Source organism: Chroococcidiopsis thermalis PCC 7203 (assembly GCF_000317125.1).
Lineage (GTDB): Bacteria > Cyanobacteriota > Cyanobacteriia > Cyanobacteriales > Chroococcidiopsidaceae > Chroococcidiopsis > Chroococcidiopsis thermalis.
In genome coordinates this window covers 3596544-3621036 of record NC_019695.1, presented here as the reverse complement: position 1 = coordinate 3621036, position 24493 = coordinate 3596544, and the positions used below count along the sequence as shown (strand labels likewise).

Here is a 24493-nt window from a genome sequence, read left to right as displayed (position 1 = left end):
AAGGGAAGTAGGGAAAGAAACGTTATGAAAGCTCCATTGCCTAAAGATGAAGCAGCTAGACTAGAAGCCCTGCATCAATACCAAATTTTGGACACCGACCCAGAAGTAGCTTTTGACGACCTAACTCGATTAGCAGCACAGATCTGCAACACTCCTATTGCCCTAGTCAGCCTGATCGACGATTGCCGCCAGTGGTTCAAGTCAAAAGTGGGATTGCAGGCAAGAGAAACACTTCGCGATCTGGCGTTTTGTGGTTATGCCATTCTGCAACCCAGTGATGTTCTGATTGTCCCCGATACACTTGAAGACGAACGATTTGCCACTAATCCGCTAGTGACTGCTGTACCTCACATTCGGTTTTATGCTGGCGCTCCGCTCGTGACTCCTAAGGGATATCCATTGGGGATGCTCTGCGTTATCGATCGGCTACCACGGCAGTTAACTGAAGCACAGGTTGAGGCATTACGCATCCTGAGTCGTCAGGTCATGGCTCAACTGGAGTTGAGGCGGCATTTAGTAGAATCAGCGCGACTCAATACTCAATTGCAAGCTGAAATCAGCGATCGCCAGCGGATCGAAGCGGAACGACAGCCACTTTTGGCTCGCGAACAAGCAGCACGGACAGAGGCAGAAACAGCCCGCAATCGAGTGACAAGCATTCTAGAAAGTATCACCGATGCGTTTTTTGCTTTGGATGGCGAGTGGCGATTTACCTACTTGAACGATCGCGCAGAGCAACTCTTACAGCGATCGCGCGATCGCTTGCTAGGGCAAAGTATTTGGCAAGAGTTTCCTGAAGCCGTCAATTCTAATTTTTACCAAAAGTATTGCCAAGCAAGAGCGCAGCAGGTTAGTGTCGAATTTGAAGAGTTCTATCCGCCGCTTCAGACATGGTTTGCAGTCCATGCCTATCCTACTAAAGAAGGTTTGTCTATTTATTTCAATGACATTACAGCACGCAAATCGGCAGAGCAGAAGCTAAAACAGATTACATTGCTACAGCAGGCAATTTTAGAGAGCGCCAACTATACGATTATTTCTACCACTGTTGACGGTACGATTTGCACCTTCAACTCCACCGCCGAGCGCTGGTTGGGATATACTGCCTCCGAAGTTGTTGATAAAACCACACCCGCACTCATTCACGACTGGAACGAAATCGTCCAACGGGCGCAGGAATTATCGCAGGAGATGGGAGTACCGATTGAGCCTGGATTTGAGGTTTTTGTTGCCAAGGCACGGCGCGGAGAGCCAGACGAGTGCGAATGGTCTTACATCCGCAAGGACGGCAGCCGCTTTCCAGTGCTACTATCAGTGACGCGCTTGGTAGATGCGGCAGGCAACATTACCGGATTTCTTGGCATTGGCAGCGACATCACAGAACGCAAGCGTTCGGAAAGAGAATTACAACGCCAGAATTTGCGCTTGCAACTGTTTGCTGAAGTCTCGCAGAAGATCCGTCAGTCTCTGCATTTAGAAGAAATTCTCCAAACTGCCGTTACAGAAGTGCAAAGAATTCTCCAAGTAGATCGAGTCCTGTGCTATCAGTTGCGCTCGGATGGCTCTGGCACAGTCGTGCAAGAAGCAGTAGTACCTGGCTGTATGCCAATTCTAGGACGGAACATTGTTGACCATTGCTTTCGAGAAGAGTATGTCCAATTGTACCGTCAGGGACGAATCAGCGCGATCGCTGACATCGAGCAGGCTGACATCCAACCTTGCCACGTCGAATTTTTGCGGCAGTTTAATGTCAAGGCAAACTTGGTAGTACCGATTTTACTACGGGAAGACCTTTGGGGTTTGTTAATTGCACACCATTGTACTGCCCCCCGACAGTGGACTAGTTTTGAACTAGAACTGTTGCAACATCTAGCCAACCAAATCGGCATTGCGATCGCCCAAGCTCAACTTCTAGAACAAGAAGTCCGGCAACGCCAAGAACTACACGCCCTGAGTCGGGCGCTGGAAAGTGCAGTCGAGGGCATCTCGCGGCTAGACACGCAGGGACGTTATATCATGGTCAACCCAGCATACGCCAGCATGGTAGGCTACCAACCAGAAGAATTGGTTGGTATGCAGTGGCAGCTCACCGTCCACCCCGAAGACCGAGAAAAAATGCAGGCTGCTTACCAAAAGATGCTACTACAAGGCAAGGTAGAAGTTGAAGCTAGGGCAGTGCGTAAAGATGGCTCAGTCTTCGACAAGCAACTCGTCATGGTCAATGAATACGATCGCCAGCAGCAATTCATCGGTCATTACTGCTTTATGAAAGACATTAGCGATCGCCGAGAAATCGAACGGATCAAAGATGAGTTCGTCTCGGTGGTGAGCCACGAGCTGCGGACACCCCTGACTTCGATTCGCGGCGCTTTAGGTCTTTTAGCCAGTGGCGTACTGCACGTTAACCCTGAAAAGGCGCAACGCATGTTAGATATTGCCGTAAATAATACCGATCGATTAATCCGCCTGATCAATGATATTTTGGATATCGAGCGCATCGAGTCAGGCAAAGTCGCCATGAACAAACAAGCTTGCGATGCTGCTTCCCTGATGAGCCAGGCGATCGAAGTCGTGCGACCCCTGGCAGAGAAGGCAGAAATCAGTTTATCCGTAACTCCAATCTCCGCTCAACTGTGGGGTGACCCCGATCGGATCGTTCAGGTCTTTACCAACTTACTCAGCAATGCGATTAAATTCTCACCCCCAGGATCTACTGTGTGGCTCAGCGCCGAATTAGGGAGTCGGGAATCAGAAGCAGAGGAGCAGAGGAGCAGGGAAGCAGGACAAGGAGACAAGGGGGACAAGGGGGACAAGGGGGACAAGGAGGACAAGGGGACAAGGGGACAAGTGGGACAAGGAGGACAAGGAAGCAGAGGAGCAGAGGAGCGATCCAAAATCCAAAATTTCCCGACTCCCGCTTCCCGGCTCGCGACTCCCTATATCACGTTCCAAGTAAAAGATATAGGACGAGGCATTCCAGAAGATAAGCTCGAAACCATCTTTGGACGCTTTCAGCAGGTGGATGCCTCTGACTCGCGAAAAAAAGGAGGGACTGGCTTGGGTTTAGCCATCTGTCGTAATATTGTGCAGCGTCATGGAGGGCGAATTTGGGTGACTAGCACTCTTGGCACAGGCAGCACTTTTTACTTCATCCTGCCCATCCTCCAGCCTACGCCACCCGCTGAATCAGAAATATCAACCGCTACCTCACTCCTCACCCCTTACTCTTCACCCCTCATTTTAGTCTGCGACGACGATCCCTCTGTCCGCACTGTAGTGCAAGCCATGCTCGAACAGGGAGGATACCGAGCGATAACAGTAGCTTCTGGGCAGGAAGCAGTCGTGGAGGCAGCCCAACAGCATCCTGACGCGATCCTCCTCAACTTAATGATGCCAGGGATGAACGGCTGGGAAACTCTAGCAGCGCTAAAAGCACAAGCGAAGACAAAAGACATTCCAGTTACGATCCTCAGCGGCTTACTGCCAGACGCATCACCTCATCCAGGGGTAAGCGATTGGATTGTTAAACCTCCAGATGAGCGATCGCTGTTCCAGGCTTTAAGTCGAGCCTTATGCGATCGCAACATCAAAGTTTTGATCGTAGAAGATGACACCGATCTCGCGCGAGTCCTGATTGCTATGTTTGAACGCTATGGCATTGAAACTTTTCATGCCCAAACAGGTACAGAAGCGATCCAACTGGGTCAAAAGATTATCCCTGACTTGCTGGTACTCGATCTGCTCGTGCCAGAAGGCGATGGGTTTGCCGTAGTAGACTGGCTGCGACAGCATAACCGTCTGTGCCAAGTGTCGCTCGTCGTCTACACTGCAAAAGATATCAGCGTTACCGACCGCGAGCGATTAAAGCTAGGACAAACTTTATTTCTTACTAAAGGACGAGTTAAACCAGAGGAATTTGAGCAACAGGTCATTAGCTTGCTTAACCGCATTATTCATCATCGGGAGAGAAATAGCAATGGTGGCAGCTAAGCGTATCCTCATTATTGATGACGAAGACGATATTCGAGAAGTAGCCCAACTTAGTTTAGAAGCAGTAGGTGGCTGGGAAGTTGCAACCGCCGCTTCGGGTATAGAAGGATTGGAGAAAGCAGCAGCCGAACAGCCTGATGCTATTCTTTTGGATGTGATGATGCCCGACATGGATGGCATTGCTACCTTTAAACAACTGCAAGCCAACCCAACAACTGGGCATATCCCAGTCATTTTACTTACGGCGAAAGTGCAATCTGCCGATCGGCAGCGCTTCGCTCAACTCGGCATGGCAGCAGCAATCGACAAACCTTTCGATCCAATGGAATTAGCCGATCGAGTGACAGAAATCTTAGGCTGGAATTGCTGAAAAAATCTTTTCCCTCTCCACGAGTTCTCCATTTTTTCACTCTAACTTCAAGATAGAGCTAACCGATCCTGACTTTCACTGAAGTTGAGTAGCTCAACCAGGTACAAAGATCGTTTCGCAGCTCTGAGTGACTGAAAATTTCAAACTCTAGTACAGTGCTTGTAGCTAGCTGGAGAGATAGATAACTCAGATGGAGTGATATTTATCGTGTATAACATCGATCGCACAGAAGAATTTGATTCAAGCGTCGCTTTATTAGTTGATATTTTCAAGCTAAAAAACAAGGCACTTGTAGAATCTTGCCGCAAGACTTTTATTGCTCTGTTTGGTTCTGATTGTACAACAGATATGATGACTGCCGCAGTCTTTCAGTTAGCTGCAACTGATTCCGATACTTGTCACTGGGCTTTACACACTTTTTACGAGCTGGATGCTTGTCTTCAATTAATCGAAGGAGCTATTAAGTTTGCTATCCAAAAATTAATTGAGTTAGGTTTTGTTCTGGGCAAAGACTTTAGTGCCAATGCCAACGGAGAAATTTTACTTAATCGAGCAGCTAAAATATCTTTGCTAAAAAATATATCAGATGCAGATTGGAACTTTCTCAAAGAAATTTTACAAGTTGTTGAATAATCGTACAAAATTACTGAAAAGTAGGACTTAAAAATCAAAGTCAGGTAATTAAAACATGAACGCACTGAGTTCAAACCGCTCTCAAATTAGTTTATTTTCACCGCTGCGTCAGTGGATTGAATCGATAAAAATTGTTGATTCTGGAATAGCTCGCTTGGTATGCCGAGTTATTCCTGCTCGTTGTCCATTCGAGCGCAAGATTCAACTTTTTAACCGCACGTTACTTTACATCCCACCCTTGTGCAAGCTTAATCCTCTCTACGAGCAATTAGTTGAACTGCGCTACAAATCCTTATGTTATTTAGTAGATGAATGCGGTGAAGATGTAACTATTTACTACTAAACAATGGGAGACTAATATGTCTCGCGATCGCAATGGTTCGCCATTTGTAAAAATTGTCTATGCCAAGACTATATTGAATGGAAAACTAGAGATATAGCAGTTCTAAATGATTTGTAAAGCAGGCTTCTAGCCTGCGGCAGGCTATATATATGCCGATAGTTCGTTGAAACAAAGGGAGTATTAAATGACCGACACTCAAGTAAAAACTCTAGACGAGGCGAGCAAAAAACAGGCGATCGCGCCTCAGCCGCAGGTAAAGCAAAGTGTTAGTAACTGCTACATGAAGCGCGTAGAAAAGAAAGTTGCTCTCACTCGCGGTGTAGAAGGTTCATTAAACCTATCAACCTCGCTCTCTTTACCAATACCTAGATTTCGCAAGCGCCAGATGGTTCGCTTCATTGGTGGTATAGGCACGATCGAGAATTGTAGAGCCAGTGCTGGCGCATGGCTTTATATGGTAGAAATGGCTCAAGGTCCCGAGCCAGAAATGGGTAGGATTGGTCCCGAAACAACGATCGTGCTGTATGAAGCAGATCTTCAGGCGGTGATAAACTAAGAGCCACAACGGACTTACTATGAATCAGTTGTGCTTTTTGGCTTCCGGCTCGAATCAAGCTGACTCCGGTATTGTAGGACAATCCACTCACCCGACTAATATCACGTAGGCTTGTTGCCTTGCAGTCTGCCCGTAAGATGATTCGTACTTGTTCTTCAGCGTGAATGTTTGCTGACAATTTGGGCAATAATATCGTTGACAACATGAGCTTGTTAAACCCTTGTTTATGGGTCTTGTCATGGCTACATAGTGGGCAAGGCATAGCTTGGTAGAACCGGAGTAGTTTTTTTACCCATAACATAAGATCGGTTCCACGCTTTCCTGCCACACAACAGGATTTTTGACATCTATTAATTTGAAATCTAACAATGTCACCCCTTATTTCGCTAAGCCTCCTCATCGTTGGCTAGATTGAACTTTAAATCGTCCAAAACGTACTTGGATGAAATTCGGCGATCCTGTTGACGGACAAAAATTTTGTACAGAGCCATTAACGTAGGTAGAAAGTAAGAGCAAGTGGTGATGAGGAATACAACTAAAATCGAGATCGAACTGAAGGTGAAGAAAATCTCTAAGTGTGACATAAATTTATCCAAATTCTCTCTTTAATGTCTGACTAAATTTCAGAGTAGTTATGCCTCTGCCTACTGCTGGGTTTGTACTTTGATGCCCATAGCGTCTCTGCTGGCGGAAAAAAGAGGAATAACACGAACGACCACAATGAGAACGAACGTGAGAACGAACGACGGGGAAAAGCAGGTTGAGTCAATCGCGATCGCTCTTTGCTACTCCAAACAGTAACTATGCCAGCTAGCAAGGCAATGAATGTCAGTAAAGGGAGCAACATAAAACCTCCTGATAGTAGAAATACTCGATCTCGTCCTGTCATGCATACGTTAGCAACTACAGCAAGTAACGGCAATATTTCTTAACTGTTGCAGAAAATTGTTACAACTCTAAACAAAGCTCTTAGTTTGCTTTGGCGATCGCCCGGTGCTAGAAATGTGGCTCGAAGCTAGACAGGAAATAAGCTTGAGCTGTACTACGGTTTCACTAGGAAGTGTCAGAACTATGAGACAGATGTAGAACGCGCGCTCAATTATGATTCTCAAAAATCAACTTGGGGGAAGCTTGGCAACTCAAGTTGGAGTTTCTATAAAGTCTCAGGAGACGCTGGTTTTTAAATTTCAGTTTAATGACTGCGAATATTAGCTGGGTTGCTAGGTAAATATTCTAGTTATTTTTATCACAATGAAACTTGAGATTTATCTCTTTCCTTAGTTAGAGGATTGAGCTTTGAAGAGTAGTTATCTTGTTGATTACCCATAGGAAGAAGCAAGAATAATACGCTCGAACAGCACAAAGTGTTTTGTGTCAGTAACAGCATAACCTCAATTTTTTGAATTGCTATTTACTTAGCAATTCAAACTTTTTATGCTCGAATAAGCAAATACAGCAAAGATAAATAAAAATATTAAAAATAATTTTTATTGTTTTCTTTTTTAACCAATTTATCTCTAAAATGTTGTTATCTATCTGGTGTAAAACACCATGACGCTAATTCATGTTGCCCTTGAGTTGAATAATAAAAAAGCGTAGATTTACAGTAAAGTATTGCGATCGCGCTTCAACTCAAATCGGCAGTTAGAGAAAATGTGAGTAAAATTCATGGCAACAAAATTTCCTAAGTTTAGCCAGGATCTCGCCCAAGACCCGACAACTCGTCGGCTTTGGTATGGGATTGCTCAAGCTCACGACTTTGAAAGCCACGATGGGATGACCGAAGAGAACCTTTATCAAAAGATCTTCGGGACTCATTTTGCTCAAGTGGCAATCATCTTTTTGTGGACATCTAGCTTGCTATTCCACGTTGCTTGGCAGGGCAATTTCGAGCAATGGATTAAAGATCCACTGCACGTTCGTCCCATTGCTCACGCAATTTGGGATCCTCACTTTGGTAAAGCCGCAGTCGATGCTTTTACCCAAGGTGGGGTAAACTATCCCGTTAACATTGCCTACTCTGGGGTTTATCACTGGTGGTACACCATCGGGATGCGGACAAATGGCGACCTCTATATGGGCGCTGTATTCCTGCTACTGCTAGCGTCTCTGTTTCTATACGCTGGCTGGCTACACTTACAACCTAAATTCCGTCCCAGTCTTTCGTGGTTCAAGAGTGCCGAGCCTCGCCTCAACCACCACCTAGCAGGGCTATTTGGCGTTAGCTCTCTGGCTTGGGCTGGACACCTAATTCACGTTGCGATTCCCGAATCTCGCGGTCAGCACGTCGGTTGGAGTAATTTCCTCACCACTCCGCCACACCCAGAGGGATTGAGACCATTTTTCACTGGGGACTGGGGTGCTTATGCTGTTAGTCCCGACACGGCGAACCACGTATTCGGCACGTCAGAGGGCGCAGGAACTGCAATTCTGACTTTCTTGGGTGGTTTCCATCCCCAAACCCAGTCCTTGTGGCTGACGGATATGGCACATCACCACTTGGCGATCGCAGTCATATTTATCATTGCCGGACACCAATACCGCACCAACTTTGGGATCGGTCACAGCATCAAAGAGATGCTCAATGCTAAGAACTTCTTTGGGATTGAAACAGAAGGTCAGTTCAACTTGCCTCACCAAGGGCTGTACGACACCTATAACAACTCGCTGCACTTCCAACTGTCTATTCACTTAGCAGCGTTAGGAACGGCGCTTTCTTTGGTGGCACAGCACATGTACGCCATGCCTCCCTACGCCTTCATCGGGCAAGATTTTACGACTCAAGCAGCGCTGTACACGCACCACCAGTACATTGCGATCGCCTTTATGATAGGAGCCTTCGCCCATGCGGGGATCTTTTGGGTACGCGACTACGACCCAGAACAAAATAAGGGTAACGTTCTCGATCGCGTCTTGAAGCACAAAGAAGCGATTATCTCCCACTTATCTTGGGTGTCTCTCTTCTTAGGCTTCCACACTCTAGGGATTTACGTCCACAACGACGTAGTGGTTGCCTTCGGAACTCCCGAAAAGCAAATTCTGATTGAACCAGTGTTCGCACAGTTCATTCAGGCTTCCCACGGTAAAGTTCTATATGGCTTTAACACTCTGTTATCAAATCCCGATAGCATTGCTTCCACAGCTGGCGCGACCTATTTACCAGGTTGGTATGAGGCGATCAACAACACCACGAACTCTCTGTTCTTGACCATTGGTCCTGGTGACTTTTTAGTACACCATGCCTTTGCTTTGGCGATCCATACTACTGTTTTGGTTTTGGTCAAAGGTGCGTTGGATGCCCGTGGTTCCAAACTGATGCCCGATAAGAAAGACTTCGGTTATGCCTTCCCTTGCGATGGTCCCGGTCGGGGTGGCACTTGCGATATCTCCGCTTGGGACTCCTTCTACTTAGCTGCTTTCTGGGGACTCAATACTGCTGGTTGGGTGACGTTTTACTGGCACTGGAAGCACTTAGGTATTTGGCAAGGTAACGTGGCTCAGTTCAACGAGTCTTCTACCTACCTCATGGGTTGGCTGCGCGATTATCTCTGGCTATACTCGGCTCAGTTGATTAACGGCTATAACCCATATGGCATGAATAACTTATCTGTCTGGGCTTGGATGTTCTTATTCGGACACCTGGTATGGGCAACTGGTTTCATGTTCCTGATCTCTTGGCGCGGTTACTGGCAAGAGTTGATCGAAACTTTGGTCTGGGCGCACGAGCGGACACCTCTAGCCAACCTAATTCGTTGGAAAGACAAGCCTGTAGCTATGTCTATTGTTCAAGGTCGCCTGGTTGGTTTAGTTCACTTTGCGGTTGGCTACATCCTTACCTATGGCGCTTTTCTCATTGCTTCAACCGCTGGTAAATTTGGTTGAGGTTGTAGAGGAGAAATACATGTTTAATTGAGACTTTACGAACGTTAGATGTAGCGTCTCTACATAAAGCCCCACCTATTTCTATCTTATAGGTAGGGTTTTTTATTATGAGTATTTCTTGCTTTTCTCAATTAGGTAAAATACTATTTTTTAGAGACTTACGTTAATATATCTCTACTATCTATACCGACGAAGAGCGGTCTTGAAATTAGTAAAAATTCGTGTCGTTTTCTAACAGCAACTTGTATCCATATAAACATAACTTTTAACCACTATCTCTTTCTTTAGTTAGTGTTGAGCTTCTAATACATTTAGTTAATCTATAAATAAGTGAATTCTCTGCCTCATGCAGACTTACTGTCCTAGATAGCTTTCCTAAAAGAGACAGAACTGGTATAGTTTTTCTTCTCTGATTGGGCACTGGTTAGCTTTCTAGGATTTTTACTTTATTGGTGCAAGAAAAACCGCCAGGGTTATCGCTGGCGGGTAGGAAAGGAGGAGAAAATTAACTTAAATATTAGATTTTGACACTACTTTTGAGTCGAACTCAGCTAAGGGTTAATGATGCCGAAGTAGAGAGCAGCAATAAAAACGAGAATTGCTAGAGTCACTATGCTGAGAGTGATACGAAACTTGGTATTAGGCAGTTGCTCGCGGGTTAGTACGCTATCTGCTTGTACCTGAGTTATCGGTTCAGATTTCGAGTCAGGATTAATGTGAGAAGTTGTGTCGTTTGCTAAAGCAGGAGGGGTTTTCGATGCCGGATCTGGGCGCGCAGTTTCGCGGTTGTCTATTTCAGGAGATGTATCCTTGGGGGAGTCGGGGGTTTCAGTGTTTGGTGTTTGGTTGTCTGGCGATCGCATGATTGTTTAGTGGTTTTTTAGTAACACATGTATTGCCATAGTTTCAAATATTGATTAGTGACTGCATCTTTCTATAGAACCAACTGCTTGAAAAAGGTTTCTATCAAAGGAGTTAGCTCGATCTAAAGTTTAGTTGTAACGCTAAATACAATACCAATCACTCGTTGTTTGTACGTCTTCGCTGCCGCACGAAACAAGGGATCGATTCGTAAGCTTGAATATCAGCAATTTTCTCACTACGTCTGTAACTTGGCTGAAGCCTTAGCAAAGTGAGATGGTCGCTTTGCGAACCGCCAAAGGCATCGCTATATTTTGTATTCAAAAATACAATTTTTTCTCAACCTAAAATATATCTTCAGTCTAGGTAAAACAGACTGAAAGGATGAAGCTGTAATACTTAGAGTTTTTCATCATAAGAGATGAAAAGGTGCTTCACTAACTTCACCAAAAGAATAGAAATTTATGTTCGGCATTGGAGAGTATGTGCTTCATCAAAAGACAGGGCACATCGGTAAAGTCATTGGTTACGGACACGAAATACTTAATGGTGTTTATACAACGACACTGAAAGTACTGGTAGATTACGCTGAAACTTCTGGAAAGCGAGGAGTTGTAGAAGAGGACTTGTATTCAGCCTGGGTAAAGTGGATAAGGTTTTAACGCTTCTACATAAGAGGTAAGCACAAGAGTTGGCTAAGCATTTATGGCGGAAATTTTCGATCTAGGCATGAGTGATGAGGAATACTTGCAACTGACTGCTCAAGGTAGAGATCCAGTGCAGGAACAGATTCTTGTCAGGAACCTTATCCGCGCTGGAGTACCAGCAGCAGAAGCCAATCGAGTTGCACCATTACTGCAAAAATTAGTTCGTTCGCCTCAAGAGGAAACTTTGATTAAAAAGGTTTGGCAGCAAGTCAGAAGCCAATAAGTCGAGTTGCTTCGCGCCAATTTACGCATTATGAAATCACGCATTAGTTTTTTGCAAATCTGGTCGTTCTTCTGAAAGAATTGCTCCTTCTACAGGGCATACTTGCAGACAAATACCGCAGTCAATGCAGCTAGTAAAGTCAATCCAGTTCCAATCAGTATCTTTGGCATTTTTGCCTGAACCTGGATAAATACAGGCAACGGGGCAGGCATCAATGCAATCGCCAATACCTTCACAAGTGTTAGCAATAATTGTATATCCCATAACATCTCCATTCAAAATACTTTTACCCATGAGCTTTGGGGAAAAAATTATTAATTGCTTTTTAGGTTTCTATAATTCTTATTTTTCTTCTTCTATCCAGGGTCAGAGCGTAATATTAAGCGGCTTTGTACTCGTTAATACAAGACATCTCTTAGTTACTGCTGCGTCTAAACTTTAGCAATTGAGAATAACGCACTAAATTTAGCTCGAAGTAGCGTATTAAACATTTAGTATTAGGCAAGATATTCATATGAACAGTGCAAAAAGATAAGTATAGATTTACACTCAGAAGCTAGAACCGAGCAATGCAATATGTATGTGCGACATGTATGTTGTACAACAAATTTTTGTTCTAAAAGCTATCTCTTTAGGGATATATAAATTACTCTTTGGTATTTAACAATTGATGTATTGGCAAGAATAATCAAGGTGGAAGCTCGACCCTATTTATAGTTTTATAAATAGAGTTTGAATGAAGTAGTAAACGAGGCTAGCGTTTCAAGAATAATTTAGGCAGCAACTAAATTTCGCAAAAAATGAAATAAACTCCTCTAGTTCTAGCTGTAAATACTTAAGCAGGTAATAAAATAATACTTTTTCCACGTTTAGCACTGGACAATTATCCTTTGGTATTTCATAAAAGATAAATTTTCAAAATCATTTTTGAGTAAAAAGGTGGTACGAGATCGTGTCTGATTTCTCTCAAGATGAGTATTCCCAGAAGAAAGACGATTTGTCTAATCTACGCTTTGAAGCAAAGATGATGCGGCTTCGAGCTTGCAAAATGCGGATTGACGCTCTAATAATACGTATTAGAGTAAGGGCTATACGCGAAAAAAATCGGAATTTAGTTGCTATCTATCAGGAATGGTTTGTCGAGTAATACTTGTAGTTTAGCGATCGCCTAGATCCACCCTAAATTCTAGCAATTCATCTAACTGCCGATATTTGGAGCAGTCTGTTACCCTTGCCACAACTATATAAAACTTGACACTAAATAGCGGCAGCCAAAAGCTAGGATCGTTGTTACTTGCTAATTTCAACGATGGATTTCTAGTGTTGGATCGAGCTGTTTTCGTCAATTCATGGCAATGAAAGATGAGCAAAAGACAAAAGAGCAACTGATTCGAGAGCTGGTCGCACTGCGTCAGCACTTGGTTGAGCTAGAAAGCGCTGCACGGGAACAGCAGGTGACAGAGATATTACAACAGCAAACTCAGCGAGAGCTATTGGTAGCAAGAATAGCGCAGCGCATTCGGCAAAGCTTGCAACTAGAGGCAGTGCTAAACACAACTGTAGTAGAAGTGCGGCAGTTGCTTCAAGCAGATCGAGTGTTTATTTACCGTTTTGAACCAGACTGGGGTGGAGTCGTAATAGTTGAATCTGTAGCGCCTGAATGGACATCAATTTTAGGTAGCAGACCTAAAGATCCGAGTTTTGCTCCAACTTACGTTGAATTATACAAAAAAGGTCGAGTGCAGGCGACAGCAGATATTTATGCTGGAGAGCTAACCGAGTGCTATGTGGAGTTTTTGGCGAATTTTCAAGTTCAGGCAGACTTAGTAGTACCAATATTACAAACAGAAGAGTTATGGGGACTGCTTGTCGTGAATCAATGTGCGGCACCACGACAATGGCAGCAATGGGAAATTGACTTGCTGCGTCAATTAGCAACACAGTTAGCGATCGCACTTCAGCAAGCGGAACTTTATCAACAGTTGCAAAGCGAACTGGAGGAACGGCAAAAGACGGAGAAGGAATTAAAACGCCAGCAACAACTTTTAGCACAGTCCAACAGCGACCTGCAACAATTTGCTTCTGTTGCTTCCCACGATTTACAGGAACCACTACGCAAGATTCAAGTTTTTGGCAATCAGCTCAAAGAGAAATTTAGCGAAGTACTGGGAGCGCAGGGACGAGATTATATCGAGCGAATGCAAAGCGCTGTCGGTCGGATGCAAAGCTTGATTGATGACTTGCTCGTTTTTGCACGGATTGCCACCAGATCGCAGCCATTCGTAGCAACGAATTTAGAACAAGTGGTGCAAGAGGTATTGTCTGACTTGGAAGTGCGGTTGCAACAGACAGGAGGAAAAGTAGAAGTTGACAAGCTACCCACCATTGATGCTGACCCAGTACAAATGCGACAACTGTTTCAGAATCTGATCGGAAATGCGCTGAAATTTCATCGTCCTCAAACACCACCAGTAGTCAAGATTTATAGCCAACTGGTCGCTCCACTCCAGAGCGAAGCAGAGAACTCAGAGGATGTCGCGGCGTGTCAAGTAATAGTGGCAGACAATGGAATTGGGTTTGAGCTAAAGTATCAAGAGCGAATTTTTCAGACATTTCAACGCCTACACGGTCGCAGTCAGTACGAAGGTACAGGCATGGGGTTGGCAATTTGCCGCAAGATTGCCGAACGGCATGGAGGTAGTATTACAGCTACAAGTACGGCGGGACAAGGAGCAACATTCATCATTACACTGCCAATGCACCATCAACAGGTGCTACCAGATGAAGAGTTGCTGTAAAGTTTCCCAGCCTCTACGAAGGACGTGGGAAACTTTCTAACATAATTGCCGATCGCTTATCGCTTTATGACGAATTTAGGCAGGCGAAACGACTTGTTATTTTCATTGTTGCTGCCAGCAAAGTAAGCCCAAGAACCAATAGCGGCAGCTAAGAGCCAACCGAGGATTAACACTGCTACTGGGAGCGCGATTGAATCTACCATGACACAACCTCCTTGAATTTGGGATTTACCGAGTTAGTTGTGTGCGCACACCATACCTTCTTAACAACGGGATCGAAGGACAGCAACATTTCTGAACAGAAAATTCTAAATTGTTACATATCTACGTTTGTCTCTCAGAGAATAACAGCCTCAACCGCAGTTTGGGGATCGCTACACAGTCGTTGCTGTTTTGCTCAATCGTTGTGTTTTGAGTTTAAGTCAGCGATCGCAATTCTGAGAAATCGTCACTTGTCTGAATTTGAATTATGCGCTTTTTGCATAGCTTAGTTGCAAGAACCGTTTCGCTCGTACAGCAATTTTTGAACGCGATCGTATCGTTAAGCGAACGTTCATCGCTATCTCAGAAAAGTGTAAAGAAGAGAAAACTTTTTGCAATTTGCGATTGCGATCGCAAAAATTTCGATAACATGTGTAGCAAACATGCAGCGCGATCGATTTCTTCTCAAAACTTAGATTGTTTATCTATTGTCTCAGTACATAAAGAGGTGCTGTAGACTGGGTGGAATTAGCCTAATAATGTAGTTACGTCTATAGGAAATGCTCGAAAATGAGAGACATCAAAATAGACTTCTTGAGATTTTTAGGTTTATCTCTGATTATTCTCGCTCACGTCGATCCACCAATTTGGCTGGCTCAGCTCAGAAACTTTGATGTAGTTTTAATGGTCGTAGTTTCTGGACTAGCATTTACACAATCCCGAAAAGTAGAATCTTATCAAAGTTATCTCTGGAAAAGAATTAAACGATTACTCTTTCCCGTTTGGCTTTTCTTATCTTTCTACTTTTTAGCGAATACTGGATTGTCACTCTTAGGAAAGACCGCGTTAATTCCTCCAGAAGTTATATTAGATAGCTACACCCTGACAGAGGGAATTGGCTATGTTTGGATAATTCGAGTATTTCTTTTAGTCGCTCTCACAGCTCCTTTTATTTCAAGAGTGAATCAAAGAGTCAAAAACCATAGAGTTTATTTCTCCCTTTTAATCTTTTCGTATTTACTCTATGAATTGCTTCTAGCTCTAACTTTGCCATACACAACTACCAATTTCGGAGAAAATGTATCGTTGTTTGTCTATTATGGAATCGCATTTTCGTTGATTTTTGCTGTCGGCATTCGGATCCCGCAATTGAGAAAAGAGCGATGTTTTAGTTTAGCGGGATTTTTTCTCTTAACCTTTGCTGCTTTGGGAATAGTTTACTTTATCCAACGGGGCGAATTAGTTAATACACAGACTCATAAGTATCCACCTTCGGCGTATTATCTTTCCTATGCTATGGGTATGACTGTTTTAGCTTACCTAGTAGCAGACAAATTTATTCCAATTATCGGGAAGTTCAAAAAATTAGAGTTTTGGATTTTATTTATTGCCCAGAATAGTATGTGGATATATCTCTGGCATATCCCAATAGTTGAGTTTTTTGAGCAAAATAACACTTTTAACTTTTTAATCGAATATTTTGTCACCTACTCAGGGGCAACGCTCATTACATTCTTACAAGTTTTCGCCGTCAAAAAGAGGCTGTTACCGACTATCAATAAAGAATCTTTGAAAAAAGACTTAACAATTCTTTTGACGGGCTAAATAAAAAGTAATGTCAGTCTTGAGCGAAATACACAGGCTGTAAGGGCGCACAGCGGTGCGCCCCTATCCATGCACGCGATCGAGAATTGCTATAAATAACGTAAACAAGTCATACAAACTAGAACTGAAGTCATACATTTTCTTAAACGTAACTGTAGACAAGTCGTTTGTAAGCTTAATAAATATAAGCCTTTTGCCTGCTTGCCATGAGGACAAGTATTTTTTGTAAAACGTGCTGTTTTTAACACGACACAATACTTTGTAAACTAATTTAGTTAAGTAAGGTTAAGATGATAAAATTTCAAATCGAACACAGAAGCTTTTCTCGAAAATATCAGCGTTGCTATTTCTGTCAGCGAGATTTCGAGAGAAAAGAAGCAACAATAATTTTATGCAATGAATGTGGAGAAACCTGTGGCGAAGCTTGTCCGAATTGCATTGATAAGGGGTATACGTGGATGCAAAAACAATTTCATACAGCTAAGCTAGTCGGCAATCGATTTATCTAAACTGAAAATTAGGAGTGCTTGTTGTTGGGCTAGACTGCTAGCACCTTTTGAGACTATGCAGACCGCGACGAACAGAGGTAAAGATGCGATCGCTGTTAATATGACTGAGTGGTATGTATAGAATGATTAAGGGCTATAGCTATCTATTGGAATCATTTTGAACACATTTAGACATAACTGGGGCAGTAATGACCAAATCTCTCAACAACTCTCCGATTTACTGGAAAAGATCGGCATTGTCACAGGTACGAACAGCCATAGCGCCACAACTTCTAAGCCTAGATTCGATGGTTGGTCTTTATCAGAACGCAACCCTGAAGCGATAAAAGCTTGGATGCCGATCTGGAAATGGTTTTACCATAACTATTTCCAAGTTCAAACCGATGGCTGGCATCATATCCCATCAACAGGTAAGGTGTTGCTGGTTGGTTCTCATAATGGGGGTTTGGCTTCCCCAGATACATCAATGTTTTTGTATGACTGGTTTAGTCGGTTTGGCTACGAACGATTAGCCTACGCCTTAATGCATCCCTCTGCTTGGCAAACGCCGATTTTCGCTCGACCAGGTTCGCAGGTTGGAGCAATTATAGCTCATCCAAAAATGGCTCGTGCGGCACTCTCAAAGGATGCAGCACTACTTGTTTACCCAGGCGGGGCAGAAGATTTGTTTCGTCCCTATGCAATGCGGAACCAAATTCATCTAGCAAATAATAAGGCGTTTATTAAGTTAGCTCTGATCGAATCAGCACCAATTGTACCGCTTGTCTCCCGCGGCGCTCATGAAACTCTCATTATCTTGACCGATCTTTACTCGCAGGTGAAGCAGCTACAGGAGTGGGGTTTTCCCTGGTCACTCGATGGGAATACAGGTGTGTTTCCAATTTTTCTGGGGCTACCTTGGGGTGTGGGAATCGGTCCAATTCCCAATTTTCCCTTCCCCGTTCAGATTCATACTCGCGTCTGCGCGCCAGTTGTATTCGAGCGTTACGGTCGTAGCGCCGCACGCGATCGCGACTATGTAGATGCTTGCTACCAAAGGGTTTGCAGCCACATGCAGGCAGAACTAGACGATCTGATCGAGCAAAGTCACGGATGATTTGTGATTGAAATTGTCTGGCTCAATTATTCGATCGCTTGGCGAATGTCTCAAACTCAACAGCGTCGTGACTGCAAAAGAGGCGCACGTCTTTGCTGCGATCGAGCGACAGTGCGTGTAACCGTTGTTGGTTGTAGATTCGAGCTTGGCGATCGACTTCCATCATCCACTGGTAGGCGCGCAGACCAGGCGTGCAGCGACGCTGGGGCGAACCCATCTCGTGTCGATAAAAGTAGGCATCGCCTGCATGAAGCAGCCAGCCTTCGGGGGTGTCGATCGCAATCCCAGCATGACCCCGGGTGTGACCGACGAGCGGAATCATCAGGATTTCTGGTGGTAGTCCCTCAAGGTTACGCACTGCCTCAAAGCCAAACCAAGGTTCACCCCCAGCAGAATAATACTTCCAGCTTTTGACCTCATCCCACTGATTGGGACGATAGCGTCGGCTGGCAATGAAACCGCGCCTTGACTGGGTAGCCTCAATCTCAGCCTGCATCACATGTACGGTTGCTTCGGGAAAATCTTCTAAACCGCCAGCATGGTCGAAATCGAGATGGGTTACGACAATATGGCGCACGTCATTTGCACTAAAACCGAGTTGTTCGAGCTGGTGGAGCGCTGTATATTTGCGATCGAATTGAATGTTATTAACTTGAATGAAGAATGGGCTAAGTCGCGAGTAAGGCGCTTCAAGATCGCGCTGACCAAAGCCTGTGTCAATCAAGACAAGTCCCTGTTCTGTCTCGACTAGCAGGCAATGGCAGACGAGACAAGCACTCAGACCCCGACTGAAGCCGTCAAATAGCGCTCCGCCCAACGGACACATACAACCGCAATTAAGATGATGAATATGCATAAATGCTCCCTCTCAGTACTTCCGAATTGGATTGACTAAGGTTCAAATGCTGCTAATGTCGCAACAAATTCAGTCGTTGACTCATAGGGCAAGACATTGCGACCGGAAATCTTAACACCTTTAGCTTGAGGCAAACACTTAAGATAATCGGCTAATCGTCGATCTGGCGTATCCTGCTTGTCTTTACTGATACTCGATGCTCGATCGCCCACAACAACTAATGTTGGTTGAGCGATCGCCGCGATCGCATCTCGATAATTCTGTCGCCAGAAACCCGCTAAGAAGGAAAAGACTGCATAACGGCTGGCGGGATTTGCCGCACCTTTGACCAACAGATCCAACCATTCACTATCGACGCGATCGCTACTAGCAAATAGCTGACGGGTCGAGAAAGAACTCAAAAACTGCGGTCTGCGAGCATAAAAATAAAAAGCAGTGCCAAGGGGCGAATCTAGCAAATTCCATGTCAGTTTTTGCTGCCTCATTCCTGTTGGTTGAGTCACGAGTGCGATCGCTGGGGGGCTAGCCAATACTAATTTTTGGATGAGATTTGGTTGAGTTTGCAACCGGACGGTTTCAAGCGCTACAGGTAGCAGCGCCCCTTGCACGACCAAGGTGACGGGTTTTTGGATGACTGTTTGCAGAAAATGTTGCAACTGCGCAGCCCAATCAGCCGGAGTGTAGGCGATATGTGGCATCTCGCTCTCACCGCAGCCGAGGAGGTCGGGATTGTAAATCGGATTATTGTGTCCGCTTTGATACCAAGCTTGACAGAAGCGATGCCAAAATCGACGCGATAAGCCAACTCCAATCGGGTGAATGAGTAGCAAAGGAGTGCTATCTTGAGCTTCTGTGGGGTAGTGTTCGTAAGCGCAGCGGTAGTTTTTCCAAGTGTAAAACTCTGTATTTGGGATTGTTATCTGGCTCATGACTCACACCTTTGCTTGCTGTAGATGCCAGTATTTGGCTAGCCGTCCATCCCTACCATATTGGGGTAACTTCACCGCATTTTGGTACAGAACTAGAGGAAGTTTTTCATTATTAGGAAATCTGCCGTCATCTGCAAACACCTGAATGAGGGGGTTTGAGCGCTGCAATAGTGCATCTAGATGCGAATTGCTCGTAGTCATTGGTTTTTGCCAAAAGTACAAAGCAGTTCTACTATGCCTATAACTTTACTCCCACTACCTCCACCAGAGGTCAGGGTTCTTTAGGACACAATTTGAGTATGTTTACTCACAAGCTACACAAAGCGATCGCGACACCCAATTTGTCAACTTATCAACTCAGACTAGATTTTCTGGAATCGAGCTGGCGAGTTTTGAAGATATAAGTAACAACGGTTCAATTCTAAATTTAAATCTCTATACTAAACCCGGGGTGCGTTTCTAAAACTGCACCCCTTATTATTTGTCCCATATGTTCCAATACAGTTCAGATAAGACGATCCCCCCAACCCACCTTAATAAGGGGGGCATTATTCCCCCCTTGAGAAAGGGGGGCTAGGGGGGATCTTCGAGGATCTAATACTTTCTTTTAACTGAACTGTATTGCCAAATTTCCAAGCTGCAATGCGATCGCCCCCGAAATCTTCCCTAACACACCGACTGATAAAAGTAACCCTAGAGTTAGTGGTCGTCAGCCTATTGAAGAAGTTACCGTTTTTAGAGAGGCAATCTAGCTCCCCAAGCCTCGTCTAGCACAATGAAGACACTCACAACACTTTTTAACGAAAGCCGCAGCGATCTACACTCAGAAATCGAGAGAGCGACTAGCTTAGAGCAAGTAGTTAAGGTGGTGCAGAACCGACTTGATGAACTTGAAAGAAGTTATGTTGGCGAACTCAGTATCGCTCAGGTGCGTTTGGCTTCCTTTTTTTTAGAAGTGCTGCGGCAGTCTCTAAATACTCTGAGTGCGATCGACTATATGCAAGCCTCTAGTACAGAACAGGGACAAATTGTTAGTCGAACTTCTAAGCTTTCTCCAAAAAACTTGATTTTAAAACTGCTACAAGGACTCAGTTGTATCGGCATTTTAGGAGCGTTATTCTCATCGTATTCAAATTCTTCGCAAGTCTGGATTGCAATTTTGTTGCTCTTTCTGCTAGTCGGACTAGAAGTGGTATTTCAACTCAATGCCAGCCAAGAAAATCGCTTAGATTCTGCTGTGCTGAAGGAATTCCTTCCATCAAAAGTGCAGGTCGATAAATCTGCCCTTTTAAATAGTTTAGGCGATGCCCTAAATACTATCGATCTTGCCGTTGCAGCTTCGGAAAATAATAAGACAATTGATGCTAGTGGCATAGAAGAATTACCAGAACTTTTAAATTTTTTACAAAGACTCAGTGGCGCGTCATTTCTAGATCGACCACAAATGACGCTCGAACTCGTGAAACTTCTGCCACAAATTTTAATAGAGCAGGGAATTAGAATTCAGATGTATCGATCGCAAGACGAATCTAGCCGCCGTGAGTATTTTGACTTTGAGCCAAATATAGACCGCTCGGCTCAAGAATACATTACTATAACTCCTGCCTTATGGAAGGGCGATCGCCTGCTGCTACGCGGTCGAGTCATTGAGCCAGCTCGTTCTATGACCGAAAATGAAAATATTGTGTCATCGTGAGTCGGTCTAAAATTGCATTCAAATTCGAGCGAGATTGAGATTAAATATTGAATATAAATAATAGTATGAACGTGAAAGTTTCCGAAATCATTGGTTTCGATTTGGGACATGGTGAAACAGCTGTAGCTAAAGCACCAGCTCAAAGTATTGAGTCTCCTCAGATGCTAGAAATAAATCATAGAAAGAACCAAATTACCGCACTTGGATGGCATCCCGATCTCGGCTATCTTGTAGGAGAACAAGCATTAATTCAAGCTGGCGTGACTCAACTGACAATTGCTTTTAAGCAAAAACCAGATGACGATCTTAATTCTAGAGAGATAATTCGTCGATTTTTAGAAACTTACTATCGCCTGCTGAAAGAAAGCAAACAGATTGAAGGTGGAATTAACAGTCACTTCTATGTTGGATGTCCTTCAGGATGGTCGTTGGAAGATCGAGATAAATATCAACATCTATTAGAGTCAACTGGCATTCCATTATTAAGTGTCGTACCCGAATCGCGAGCTGCTTTCATGCAAGCCAAAGAAGTCGGTAAGTTTGGCTACGACCAGCTCAAATCATCAGTGCTAATTGTCGATATTGGTTCTTCAACTACAGATTTTACCTTAGTTAAAAGCTTTCACGAAATTCCACTAGATTTTGGCAGTAATGCTTTAGGAGCTAGTTTGATCGACCGAGCGATTTTTGCTCGTACTCTTGCTAACCACGAACAGAAAGTTCTACTAGAAAAAGTATTTGCAGAATACCCCCATCATCGATCGCGGTGCGAACTTGCCTGTCGTAAAGCGAAAGAAGATTACTTTTCTAACGAACAGATATACAACGATTCTCAATCCTTCGCACGCGGTTTTGAGTCGATTAACGAACAGATTTTTTTTATTCCTAAAGTCAACCAGCAAATTATCACAGAAATTTTAAACCAGCCTCTACCCGAACTAGGAAATAAAAGTTGGCAAGAGTCGTATCGTCAGGCAATTAATGAGGCAAAGGAAAAGCTAGAAAAACTTGGGGTAACGCCCAAAGTTTTATTGATGACGGGTGGCGCATCTCGCATGAGTTTTACGCGCCAAATTTGCGAAGAAATTTTTCCCGAACCCGACACTCAAGTTCGTCCCGATCCAGAGCCAGAACGATGCATTGCATTGGGTCTAGCACGGGTAGGAAGATGGGAACTACGTGCTAGTGCATTTAAAGCAGAAGTTGACAAACTATACGACTCGCACCAGTTGAAAGAGGCGATCGCCAGAAATATTCCAAGCCTAATTGAGCTAATAACTCAGCCATTATCGGAAGCTTTGATTGAAAATGCCGTCAAACCTGGCTTAAAAAACTGGAAAAACGGTCAAATCCGCACTCTGGCAGAGCTGGAAAGTTGGATGAAAAGCCAAGCAGAACAGTGGTTGAAAAGCGATCGCGGTCGGCAACTAATCGATAATAAATGCGTGACTTGGTTCAACAGCAGCATTCAACCTGAAATAGCCGAGCGAACCGATCCGATTTGTCGTCAGTTTCAAATTCCTAGAAGCAGTTTAAGGTTAGAAAGTGGCATCGACCCAACTTTAGTCAATCCTGACTTACCTATAGGCGATGCTATCCTTGCCGATGCAGTGGCATTTACGATTAATTTGGTCATTGGCAGTGGTACTATCGGTAGCATTATCGCTCTACTCTTAACTGGGCATTTAGTCGTGCCGATCGCACTAGTTTATGGTGCAGCTCTCGTTGGTGGAGGAGTGGGGCTAAATCGGGAGAAAATTGAAGACGCGATTAAGGAAAAGTTGGATATTCCTGGTTGGATTCGTTTTGTGGCATTGGGAGATAAAACAATAGATAGTATCTGTAACACAATGAAGCCCGAACTAGAGTCAAGTCTGAGGGAAAAAATGACCCAAGAGCCGCAGGCTTTTGACGAGCTGATTGAAAAGATCGGACATCAGGTGAAGAAAGCTTTGCATACCAAAGCCGAAGAGGTGACAATTCTCATCCAGTAGCAGGCGTTTTTTATTGACTACGCCGCAGAAGATCCCCCCAACCCCCCTTAAAAAGGGGGGCTTTGTTTCCCCTGTTTCGAGGGAAGAGACAAGCGCGAGCGCCTCTTTAATTCAACCGCCTGAAAAATGGGCTTTGTTTCCCCTGTTTCGAGGGAAGAGACAAGCGCGAGCGTCTCTTTAGTTGAATCGCCTTCAAAAGGGGGGCTTTGTTCCCCCTTTTTCAAGGGGGGCTAGGGGGGATCGGATCTGTAGCAACGATCGACGAGATGGGTAGTGGAGGAAGTGTAGGCTGTCCATGTTTTTTCTCAGGACTTACCTGTCAAAACTCCTCTAAAAGGCACAGTAGTACTACTTCATTGGAAAGACGCGATCGCACTGTTGTTTTTCTAGGATCGTAAGGGTTAGAAGTATGCAGTTATTAACCATTCATGGATAATTCATTCACCCGTCCCTTAGCTGTCGTTACAGGTGCTTCCAGTGGTATCGGCTACGAACTTGCCAAACAGTTCGCCCAAAACGGCTTCGATCTCCTCATCACAGCCAATCATTCAAACCTGAACGAAGTTGCTCAGACATTGGAAGGGATGGATGCCAAAGTCGAGACGGTGCAGGCAGATCTTGCTACTTATGACGGTGTTGAGGCGCTATATCAGAAAATTCAAGACTCGAATCGAGCAGTGGATGCGATCGCCATTAACGCCGGTGTTGGTGTTGGCGGTGAGTTTGCCCGCGAAACCGATCTACAAGACGAACTTAATTTAATTAACCTCAATGTTGTATCGTCCGTCCATCTTGCCAAACGGGTTGTCAAGGATATGGTAGATCGCGGCAAGGGGCGAATTCTATTTACTTCGTCAATTGCTGCCCTGATGCCTGGTTCGTTTGAGGCAGTTTATGCAGCTTCTAAAGCATTTATCCAATCCTTCTCGGAAGGGTTACGCAACGAGTTGAAGGATACAGGCGTAACTGTAACTGCGCTCATGCCTGGACCAACTGAGACTAACTTTTTCCACCGCGCGGGAATGGACGACACTAACGTAGGTGCAAACCAGAAGGACGATCCGGCTGAGGTTGCCAAGCAGGGGTTTGAAGCCCTGATGAAAGGTAAAGATAGTATAGTCGCTGGATCGCTCGCGACCAAAATTCAGGGTGCGGTGAGCAAAGTCTTGCCCGATACCGTCAACGCCGAACTGCACCGCAAGCTGACTAAGCCAGGATCGGCAAATAGTTAATATCGTGATGGG

The 24493-nt window shown here is 44.4% G+C and carries 23 protein-coding genes; 13 read left to right on the top strand and 10 right to left on the bottom strand.

Annotated features, from left to right (window positions below):
* Nucleotides 1–24 precede the first annotated feature (24 nt).
* From CHRO_RS15900 to CHRO_RS29705, 5 genes are all read left to right on the top strand, one after another.
* The gene (locus CHRO_RS15900; protein WP_015155253.1) at nucleotides 25–3990 is read left to right on the top strand and encodes a PAS domain S-box protein; all 3966 of its coding nucleotides are present in this window, start codon (nucleotides 25–27) and stop codon (nucleotides 3988–3990) included.
* On the top strand, nucleotides 3977–4360 hold the full coding sequence (locus CHRO_RS15895) for a response regulator (RefSeq protein ID WP_015155252.1): 384 nt from the start codon (nucleotides 3977–3979) through the stop codon (nucleotides 4358–4360). The genes CHRO_RS15900 and CHRO_RS15895 overlap by 14 nt, the downstream gene beginning before the upstream one ends.
* Before the next feature lie 195 nt (nucleotides 4361–4555).
* Nucleotides 4556–4993 (top strand): hypothetical protein, encoded by a 438-nt coding sequence (locus CHRO_RS15890; protein WP_181824181.1) that lies wholly within the window; start codon nucleotides 4556–4558, stop codon nucleotides 4991–4993.
* Between the two features lie 55 nt (nucleotides 4994–5048).
* Nucleotides 5049–5336 carry a Mo-dependent nitrogenase C-terminal domain-containing protein gene (locus CHRO_RS15885; RefSeq protein ID WP_015155250.1) on the top strand — a complete coding sequence of 96 codons (288 nt, stop codon included), beginning with the start codon at nucleotides 5049–5051 and terminating at the stop codon, nucleotides 5334–5336.
* A gap of 184 nt (nucleotides 5337–5520) precedes the next feature.
* Nucleotides 5521–5892: a hypothetical protein gene (locus CHRO_RS29705; protein WP_015155249.1), complete on the top strand. Its 372-nt coding sequence runs from the start codon at nucleotides 5521–5523 to the stop codon at nucleotides 5890–5892.
* 386 nt (nucleotides 5893–6278) lie between these two features.
* Here the strand turns inward: CHRO_RS29705 and CHRO_RS32375 are convergent, their stop codons facing one another.
* Together CHRO_RS32375 and CHRO_RS32370 are read right to left on the bottom strand one after the other, a co-directional pair.
* Complete coding sequence (locus CHRO_RS32375; RefSeq protein WP_015155248.1) at nucleotides 6279–6476, bottom strand: hypothetical protein; 198 nt, start codon at nucleotides 6474–6476, stop codon at nucleotides 6279–6281.
* Between the two features lie 32 nt (nucleotides 6477–6508).
* Nucleotides 6509–6739 carry a hypothetical protein gene (locus CHRO_RS32370; protein ID WP_015155247.1) on the bottom strand — a complete coding sequence of 77 codons (231 nt, stop codon included), beginning with the start codon at nucleotides 6737–6739 and terminating at the stop codon, nucleotides 6509–6511.
* 821 nt (nucleotides 6740–7560) lie between these two features.
* Between CHRO_RS32370 and psaB the strand changes: the two genes are divergently transcribed.
* Nucleotides 7561–9774, top strand: coding sequence for a photosystem I core protein PsaB (gene psaB / locus CHRO_RS15875; RefSeq protein ID WP_015155246.1), 2214 nt, complete (start codon nucleotides 7561–7563; stop codon nucleotides 9772–9774).
* A gap of 551 nt (nucleotides 9775–10325) precedes the next feature.
* Here the strand turns inward: psaB and CHRO_RS15870 are convergent.
* Both CHRO_RS15870 and CHRO_RS32365 read right to left on the bottom strand, forming a co-directional pair.
* Nucleotides 10326–10637, bottom strand: a complete 312-nt coding sequence (locus CHRO_RS15870) for a hypothetical protein (protein ID WP_015155245.1) — start codon at nucleotides 10635–10637, stop codon at nucleotides 10326–10328.
* A gap of 157 nt (nucleotides 10638–10794) precedes the next feature.
* Nucleotides 10795–10959 carry a hypothetical protein gene (locus CHRO_RS32365; RefSeq protein ID WP_158631830.1) on the bottom strand — a complete coding sequence of 55 codons (165 nt, stop codon included), beginning with the start codon at nucleotides 10957–10959 and terminating at the stop codon, nucleotides 10795–10797.
* A gap of 381 nt (nucleotides 10960–11340) precedes the next feature.
* On the opposite strand from CHRO_RS32365, the gene CHRO_RS15860 reads away from it, so the two are divergent.
* Nucleotides 11341–11565 carry a hypothetical protein gene (locus CHRO_RS15860; protein WP_015155243.1) on the top strand — a complete coding sequence of 75 codons (225 nt, stop codon included), beginning with the start codon at nucleotides 11341–11343 and terminating at the stop codon, nucleotides 11563–11565.
* 36 nt (nucleotides 11566–11601) lie between these two features.
* On the opposite strand, the gene CHRO_RS15855 is transcribed toward CHRO_RS15860, so the two are convergent.
* Both CHRO_RS15855 and CHRO_RS32360 read right to left on the bottom strand, forming a co-directional pair.
* Complete coding sequence (locus tag CHRO_RS15855; protein ID WP_041463191.1) at nucleotides 11602–11829, bottom strand: ferredoxin family protein; 228 nt, start codon at nucleotides 11827–11829, stop codon at nucleotides 11602–11604.
* Nucleotides 11830–12722: 893 nt separating this feature from the next.
* The gene (locus tag CHRO_RS32360; protein WP_158631934.1) at nucleotides 12723–12872 is read right to left on the bottom strand and encodes a hypothetical protein; all 150 of its coding nucleotides are present in this window, start codon (nucleotides 12870–12872) and stop codon (nucleotides 12723–12725) included.
* Between the two features lie 42 nt (nucleotides 12873–12914).
* Between CHRO_RS32360 and CHRO_RS15845 the strand changes: the two genes are divergently transcribed.
* Nucleotides 12915–14363: a sensor histidine kinase gene (locus tag CHRO_RS15845; protein ID WP_015155241.1), complete on the top strand. Its 1449-nt coding sequence runs from the start codon at nucleotides 12915–12917 to the stop codon at nucleotides 14361–14363.
* A 56-nt stretch (nucleotides 14364–14419) separates the two neighbouring features.
* Here CHRO_RS15845 and CHRO_RS32355 read toward each other — a convergent pair whose 3' ends face one another.
* On the bottom strand, nucleotides 14420–14566 hold the full coding sequence (locus CHRO_RS32355) for a hypothetical protein (RefSeq protein ID WP_015155240.1): 147 nt from the start codon (nucleotides 14564–14566) through the stop codon (nucleotides 14420–14422).
* A gap of 568 nt (nucleotides 14567–15134) precedes the next feature.
* Here CHRO_RS32355 and CHRO_RS15835 point away from each other — a divergent pair.
* Both CHRO_RS15835 and CHRO_RS15830 read left to right on the top strand, forming a co-directional pair.
* Nucleotides 15135–16169, top strand: a complete 1035-nt coding sequence (locus tag CHRO_RS15835; RefSeq protein WP_015155239.1) for an acyltransferase family protein — start codon at nucleotides 15135–15137, stop codon at nucleotides 16167–16169.
* Between the two features lie 666 nt (nucleotides 16170–16835).
* Nucleotides 16836–17774: a lysophospholipid acyltransferase family protein gene (locus CHRO_RS15830; protein ID WP_015155238.1), complete on the top strand. Its 939-nt coding sequence runs from the start codon at nucleotides 16836–16838 to the stop codon at nucleotides 17772–17774.
* 22 nt (nucleotides 17775–17796) lie between these two features.
* Here CHRO_RS15830 and CHRO_RS15825 read toward each other — a convergent pair whose 3' ends face one another.
* The 3 genes from CHRO_RS15825 to CHRO_RS15815 are packed head-to-tail and all read right to left on the bottom strand — an operon-like array spanning nucleotide 17797 to nucleotide 19760.
* The gene (locus CHRO_RS15825) at nucleotides 17797–18630 is read right to left on the bottom strand and encodes an MBL fold metallo-hydrolase (protein WP_015155237.1); all 834 of its coding nucleotides are present in this window, start codon (nucleotides 18628–18630) and stop codon (nucleotides 17797–17799) included.
* A 35-nt stretch (nucleotides 18631–18665) separates the two neighbouring features.
* Complete coding sequence (locus tag CHRO_RS15820) at nucleotides 18666–19559, bottom strand: alpha/beta fold hydrolase (protein ID WP_015155236.1); 894 nt, start codon at nucleotides 19557–19559, stop codon at nucleotides 18666–18668.
* A 3-nt stretch (nucleotides 19560–19562) separates the two neighbouring features.
* A complete protein-coding gene (locus tag CHRO_RS15815; protein WP_015155235.1) occupies nucleotides 19563–19760 on the bottom strand; it encodes a hypothetical protein in 198 nt (65 codons plus the stop codon).
* 574 nt (nucleotides 19761–20334) lie between these two features.
* Between CHRO_RS15815 and CHRO_RS15810 the strand changes: the two genes are divergently transcribed.
* The 3 genes from CHRO_RS15810 to CHRO_RS15800 all read left to right on the top strand — a co-directional run bounded on the left by CHRO_RS15810 (nucleotide 20335) and on the right by CHRO_RS15800 (nucleotide 24481).
* Nucleotides 20335–21255, top strand: coding sequence for a hypothetical protein (locus CHRO_RS15810; RefSeq protein WP_015155234.1), 921 nt, complete (start codon nucleotides 20335–20337; stop codon nucleotides 21253–21255).
* A gap of 71 nt (nucleotides 21256–21326) precedes the next feature.
* Nucleotides 21327–23249 (top strand): hypothetical protein, encoded by a 1923-nt coding sequence (locus CHRO_RS15805; protein WP_041463188.1) that lies wholly within the window; start codon nucleotides 21327–21329, stop codon nucleotides 23247–23249.
* A gap of 428 nt (nucleotides 23250–23677) precedes the next feature.
* A complete protein-coding gene (locus tag CHRO_RS15800; protein WP_015155232.1) occupies nucleotides 23678–24481 on the top strand; it encodes an SDR family NAD(P)-dependent oxidoreductase in 804 nt (267 codons plus the stop codon).
* Nucleotides 24482–24493 lie beyond the last annotated feature (12 nt).